We start from the raw sequence: 6,498 nt of genomic DNA, 5'->3' as shown, positions 1-6,498 counted from the left end.
TCGCTATTGCCCCAGCCACCGCTGCCAGTGCGTGCTACATCGCTATTGCCCCAGCCACCACGACCTGAAAAGGCTACATCGCTATTGCCCCAACCGCCGCTGCCAGTGCGTGCTACATCGCTATTGCCCCAGCCACCGCTGCCAGTGCGTGCTACATCGCTGTTGCCCCAGCCACCGCTGCCAGTGCGTGCTACATCGCTGTTGCCCCAGCCACCGCTGCCAGTAATTCTGCTCTCTGATTTAACCAATGAATTATCACTAGTATGAAACGTCATGCTAGTGAAAGAAGCAACCTGAAAAAGAGCGATAGCGAGGAGCTGGAACATGGCTATTGTTTGTTTTGTGTGTGACTCAAGTAATTGAACGACACAAAGTTGTAGCGATTTCCACCCCTGATAAAGGAAGGGTATAGTCTTATTAGGACTAGCTATTTTATTAGTATTTTTTGCATTATTTATATGAAATATTGATTTTTATATTTTTTTCTTAAATAAGACGTGATTTGCAATCGCAGAAATGTGACATTATTGATATATATAGAATATAGATTACAACCTCGTAAAAAAAGATACGGTTAAGTTAGCTTGAAAGGTTATAATTGATTTAATTGTGACTAGTTTTATATTGCTTGATTGTATTATTTTTCTTATATAATACATCGTAAGATGCGTTTTTGTAATGGATGACTTGAATAATCTTGTTAAAATTGTGACAGATAGAAAAATATCTATGTCACCTCTATTGAACTTAGCAGATAGGAAGGGAAGTAAGGAGAGTGCTCTTGTTTATTTGCTAGAAAAAGAACCAGAAGCAACCTCTTCAAGAATTATAAAGGAGTTATATGGTAATGCGACAGAAAGCACTTACGCCTCCTATCGTAAACTCAAATCGCGTGTTCAGCAAAAATTACTGAATAATCTATACTTTCTTGACCATAACGATCCGCGTTTTCCAGTTTCTAGGAATTACGAAACGCAATGTATTCAGCTTTTTCACCAAGCAAATATTCTTAAGCTGGAGGGAGAGTATACGCTATCTGAGAAGATGATGCGCAAATGCTTGCGTATTGCTGTGGAGGCTGAGTTTACAACATATAGTATACTCAGTGCGCGGGCATTACGTACGCTATATGTAGATAGGCGTCAGCCTACGCGTTTTGCTTCGATTTCGGTGAAGTTGAAGAGGCTTCAGGAAATTTCTGATTTAGAAGAACTCGCAGAACATATCTACTGGGATATTAGGATGTCATCGGCGCATAATGTGCAAACACGCCGGGTCCTATTAGAGAAAATGTCCAGATATATAGCTGAGCTTGAAGGTTTATATAAGAAAGCCAAAAGCTTTAATACATTTAATTCATTGTATTTCAGTAAAATAAGTGAGTACGAATTAACCGGTGACTACAACAACATCATCAAGTATACAGCCGAAGTAAACCGGCAATGGGAGCGGGGAAAGATCAATCAGAAGCGCTTTGATAAGCGGTTTAATAATTTCATGAGTGTATATGCACATCTGCGAAGCCGACAGGTGCATAAAGGGTTGAAGCTGGCGGAGAAGTTTTTGCTTGATATTCACTATTCTTCGGGCAACTGGTTTTATTTCATGGAGCACTACTTCCTGCTAGCCATGCACGCAGGAAAGTACTCCCAGGCGCGGGAGTTGCTGGCTGCTGCACACAAAAACCCTTACTACCGCAAACAGCGAGTAGCAGCTCAGCAGCGCTGGGACTTGTTTGAAGCCTATCTGCACTTTGTTTTTCCGGAAAGCTCGCCTTTACGGGCTATGCACTTCGCCCGGTTTGTACAATCGGTACCTGATTTCAGTCGAGATAAGCAGGGATACAACATTGCTATCCTAATTCTGCAGTTTCTGTACTATCTGCGCAATCATGAAACTGATGCGCTGCTTGCTCGACTGGAGGGGCTACGAAAGTACCAGCAGCGTCACCTGCGTGATGCGGCTACCCTACGCAGCCAGCTTTTCCTGCGGATGCTGTTGTTAGTGGTAAAAGAAGACTTCAGCTTGAAGAATAGTACTAAAAAAGGGCAATCCTTATTAGAGCGCTTGCGCGAAGTAGCGCAGCCCGGCGAGGCCTTCTCAGAGATTGAGGTTATTCCCTACGAAGACCTGTGGCTGCTGACGCTGGACATTCTGCGCCAATGGTATGATGTAGATCCGCAACGAAAACTGAAAAAATAAAAAAGGTGGGCCTGCTTAAGCAGACCCACCTTTTTTATTTTCCTGTTATTTTAAATTCGGTGCGACGGTTGAGCTGCCGGCCGGCATCCGTTGTATTAGGAGCTACGGGCTGGGTATCGCCGTAGCCGGCGGCGGTGAGGCGGGTGGCAGCTACACCATGTTGAGTAAGGTAGTCGACCACGGCTTTGGCGCGACGCTGGCTCAGGTCCTGGTTATAATCGGCTTTGCCTACGTTGTCAGTATGGCCGGATATTTCCAAGCGAAGGGTAGGGGCTTCGGCCAGCAGTTTTTGCAGACGCTCCAGCTCCGCAGTGCTTTCGGGACGGAGTGTGGCTTTGTTGAAATCGAAGAAAATATTATTCAGCACCACCTTCACGCCAAGGTCTGCCTTTTTGAGAGCAATGTCTTTTATAACCTCGGCGTAAGCAGCACCAGCTGGCACATCAAAGTTTTCGGAATGGAACAGGTAGCCATCCTGGCGAACCACAATACCGTAGTTCACGCCCGAAGGCAACGACACTAGGTAGCGGCCCGACTGCGCATTGGCCCGGAAGGCGGCAATGGTCTGATTGAGTACGTTATCTACTACCTCAATCGTAGCCTCAATAGGCTGGTGAGTCATATCATCCGTTACGGTACCTTTTAGAATGGTAACCTGTGCTGTGGCAATGGGTACGGCCGCGGCCAGTAGCGTTTCCTTCACCGGCTGAGCCCGCGAAGCCAGCAACTGGTCCTCCTGATTAAGCACAGGTGCCTTTTCGGGGCCGAGAAATGTAATTTGATAGATGTCTTTGGAGCCTAGTCCATCTTCCCGGAAAGAAGAGTAGTAACCGTGGCGCCCGGAAGCGGAAATTACGAAAAACACGTCATCGTCGGGCGTATTAATCGGCCAGCCCAGGTTTTCGGGCTTGCTCCACTGCCCTTTTTCGTATACCGATTTGAAGATGTCGTAGCCGCCCATCGAGTTATGACCCTCAGAGGAAAAGTACATGGTCTTGCCATCGGGGTGTAGGTAGACGCCCTCTTCGCCGTAGGGCGTATTAATATTAGGGCCGAGATTTTGCGCGGGGCCACGGCCTTCGGGCTGAATGCGGTAAATATCGCGCCCACCTAGTCCGCCTTCCTTGTCTGTTACGAAATAGAGCGTACGACCATCGGGCGAGTAGGCCGCCGACGATTCGTGCCCACGGCTGTTAATGCGCGTGCCCAGCGTTTGCGGCTTGCGCCACTCGGTACCGTGCAACTCGCTTTCGTGTAGGTCACCACCATTGTCCTCTACATATACCAGCAGGCGCTGTCCATCGGGAGCAAGTCCCACGGTCGCATCATGACCATCGGTATTAATAGGTGCACTCAGGTTCATGGCCTGACTCCATTGACCATCGGGTAGGCGTGTGCTTTGGTAAATATCTTCGAAGAAACCACCTGTTTCGGGGTCCTTCTGGCCACCTGTAGAGGTAGCGCGGCGCGACGTGAACAGAATAACCGATTCATCGGCCGAAATCACCGGACCATAGTCGGGGTAAGGGGAGTTGACGCCGGCGCCGGCATTATCAATAAACACGCGTGCGGGCTTGCGTAAGAATTGCTGCCCGTTTTCGCACTCTTTTATTTTCTTCTGAATATCTGCTGCCCAAGCTGCCTTGTCCTTGCTACTGGCATTGGGCTGAGCTGCTTTATATTCTTTAATGGCCTCCGGCCAACGCGCATTCAGGTGTAGGCCCCGCCCAAGTAGGTAGTGGATGGTCGGGTCCACATCAGGGTTGAGCTTATACGCCTTCTGCAAATAGGCCAGTGCCTTCGGCTTGAAGCCTGAGTGCAGGTAGCAGTCCCCGATTTTTAGGTTGAGCTGGGCATTATCAGGGTTGAACTTCTGGGCAGCAAGGTAGTGTGGCAGGGCTAGCTCGTAGCGCGAAGGGTCCATATCGTACCATTCGTCGCCTTCCTTCAACTCGCGTTGGGCGGCCTTCAATCCTTCCTTATCATTTCCGAAACGGTCTTTACTGAATTCCACGCTTTGCGCTTGTGTAGTCAGCGTGAATAGAAAGCCACAAAAAGCCAGCGCCAGTTTCCCCCAGCGGTTTGCGGAAGTAGACGCATGAAAGCGTAAATGTTGTTGCATCGTCACTAAAATCAGCCGTTCACTTATTAATCACCGTTGCAGCCCGAGTTGGCCGCGTATGTCTTGCCAATTTCCAAGCCTAATTCAGCGGCCTTGCGCCAATCCTGGCAGGCGCCGCCGGCATCGCGTAGCATTTCGCGGGCGTGGCCACGGTTGAGGTAGGCTTCGGCATATTGCGGATTCAGCGAAATGGCCTTGTTGGCGTCAGCCGCAGCCTTTTTATACTCTTCCAGCTTGAGGTAGGCGGCGGCACGGTTGTTCCAGGCAAATGCATAGTCGGCCTGCAACGCCACGGCCTTGCTGAAGTCATCGGCAGCGCCCTGGTAGTCGCCGGCCTCGTAGCGGGTTGCGCCGCGGTTGGAGTAGGCCACGGCGTTATCTGTTTTTTTATTCAGATACTCATTATAATCAACCAATGCGCTTTTCAAGTCGCCAGCGCGGCGACGGGTAGCCGCGCGGTTGAGCAAGGCCGGCAGCAAATCAGGCTGAAGCGACAGGGCTTTGGTGTAATCCTGAATGGCAGCCGGATAATTGCCGAGTTGGCGCTGGGTGCTACCCCGATCATGGTACGCATAGGCGTAGGTAGGATCGGCCTTGATAGCTTGATCAAAATCAGCACGGGCAGCTTGGTAATCAGCTTTTTCGAAGCGCAAGGCGCCCCGGTAGTACCAAGCGGGTGCATAGCCAGCTTGCAGTTCCGTTGCTTTCGTATAATCCTGCTCGGCTTCGTCACGCAGCTTTAGCGCCTCACGAGCCTGCGCCCGCCCGAAGTAGGAGGTGCCGGTTGGCTCCAGCTGAATAGCGTGGTCGTAGTCCTGCACGGCGGGCTGGTACTCTTGCAGCTCGTAGCGCGTGGTAGCGCGGTTATAATACGCTTTGGCAAACTCCGGCTTTGCGGCCAGTGCCTTGTCAAAATCGAGTAGGGCGGCGCGGTAGCTTTTCTGGTTGTACTTGGCTACACCGCTATTGTAGAGCTTCTCCGCCAGTTGGTCGGGCGGGAGGGTAGTGGCTCGTACAGTGTCTACCTGTGCATGAGCCGCGCCGGCATACAACAGGGTAAAGGTGAACGCAACTATCTTTCGCATACTTTTCCGCCGGACCGTACCAACGCGGAATAAATATAACTTCTATTGCGTAGCGTTGCGCTAACTGCCTGAAGATTCGTTTATTAGTATAATTTATTCGAGGCAGAACAAAATTGTCAGACCAAATTTGGGAGGCTAGACCAGATCAGTTACTGTGGTAGCTGTGTGCGCACCAGCTCTTCCCACTCGGCCCGCAACGAGCCTGTGTGCACTGGTCGCCCAGCCCGACGGTACCAATAGGCAGCGTTTGTCTGGTCACCTTCTTGGCGGTGGAGGCAGGCGTGGAGCCAGTTGTATGTTGGGTCATCCTCGTGGTCTTGCGCAATGGCGTGGGCGCGGTGCCACTCATCTCGCCCGGCATACCACAGGGCTTCAAGCAAAGGGGTAAGGCCAGCGGGCGGCTCCGATTGGGTAAGGGTAGCAGTGAATTGCGTGCGATTCATACGGGAGGAGAGCTGTAGTTTTTTCTTGTCTACGCAGAAAAACAAGGTTTGGTAAACCGTGGCGTCTTCTTTGTGGTTGTCACAGCAAATGTCTCTTGCATAGCGGAGTTTCCGTATTTTTGCGATACTCTGCTGAGAGTCAATCGTTGATTTTATTTCATTTAGCCCATTTCACGCAATGGCAACGTATCCTGAATACATGGTCGCTCCTATCCGCCAAGACCTCGTAGAGGCTGGCTTCGAGCAACTGATGACCCCCGAAGAAGTAGACGCCGCCCTCAATCCCGACCAAGGCACTGTGCTGGTGGCCGTGAACTCGGTATGTGGTTGCGCCGCTGGCAAAGCCCGCCCTGCTCTGAAGCTAGCCGTAGCCAGCGCCGATAAAAAGCCCAACCGCTTGGTAACTGTATTTGCCGGTATGGAAGCCGACGCGGTGAATAAAGTGCGCGAGCACCTGTTACCCTACCCTCCCTCGTCGCCCTGCATCGCCCTGTTCAAAGATGGCGAGCTGGTGCACATGATTGAGCGCTATCACATCGAAGGCAACGACATGATGCGCATCGCTAACAACCTGCAAGGCGCTTTCGAGGAGTACTGCTAATCACGGATTCTTTCGGATTAGACGGATTAGTCGGATTTTGTAGAC

General features: G+C 50.7%; 5 protein-coding genes and 1 pseudogene. 2 read left to right on the top strand and 4 right to left on the bottom strand.

The window, feature by feature from the left end; all coding sequences use genetic code 11:
* Nucleotides 1–275: pseudogene (locus KYK14_RS21075) on the bottom strand (hypothetical protein); the annotation flags it as partial.
* A gap of 403 nt (nt 276–678) precedes the next feature.
* Here KYK14_RS21075 and KYK14_RS21070 point away from each other — a divergent pair.
* The gene (locus tag KYK14_RS21070) at nt 679–2,202 is read left to right on the top strand and encodes a hypothetical protein (protein WP_185281226.1); all 1,524 of its coding nucleotides are present in this window, start codon (nt 679–681) and stop codon (nt 2,200–2,202) included.
* A 34-nt stretch (nt 2,203–2,236) separates the two neighbouring features.
* On the opposite strand, the gene KYK14_RS21065 is transcribed toward KYK14_RS21070, so the two are convergent.
* The 3 genes from KYK14_RS21065 to KYK14_RS21055 all read right to left on the bottom strand — a co-directional run bounded on the left by KYK14_RS21065 (nt 2,237) and on the right by KYK14_RS21055 (nt 5,852).
* Entirely contained in the window at nt 2,237–4,324 is a 2,088-nt protein-coding gene (locus KYK14_RS21065) for an OmpA family protein (protein WP_219161654.1), read from the bottom strand.
* A gap of 26 nt (nt 4,325–4,350) precedes the next feature.
* Nucleotides 4,351–5,409: a tetratricopeptide repeat protein gene (locus KYK14_RS21060; protein WP_219161653.1), complete on the bottom strand. Its 1,059-nt coding sequence runs from the start codon at nt 5,407–5,409 to the stop codon at nt 4,351–4,353.
* A 149-nt stretch (nt 5,410–5,558) separates the two neighbouring features.
* Nucleotides 5,559–5,852, bottom strand: coding sequence for a hypothetical protein (locus KYK14_RS21055; protein ID WP_185281223.1), 294 nt, complete (start codon nt 5,850–5,852; stop codon nt 5,559–5,561).
* Between the two features lie 199 nt (nt 5,853–6,051).
* Between KYK14_RS21055 and KYK14_RS21050 the strand changes: the two genes are divergently transcribed.
* The gene (locus KYK14_RS21050) at nt 6,052–6,453 is read left to right on the top strand and encodes a BrxA/BrxB family bacilliredoxin (protein WP_281421372.1); all 402 of its coding nucleotides are present in this window, start codon (nt 6,052–6,054) and stop codon (nt 6,451–6,453) included.
* Nucleotides 6,454–6,498 lie beyond the last annotated feature (45 nt).

It is taken from the genome of Hymenobacter profundi (assembly GCF_019334315.1).
In the GTDB taxonomy this organism is placed as follows: domain Bacteria; phylum Bacteroidota; class Bacteroidia; order Cytophagales; family Hymenobacteraceae; genus Hymenobacter; species Hymenobacter profundi.
The sequence above is the reverse complement of the archived record's forward strand: the minus strand, read 5'-3'. Positions and strand labels throughout refer to the sequence as shown.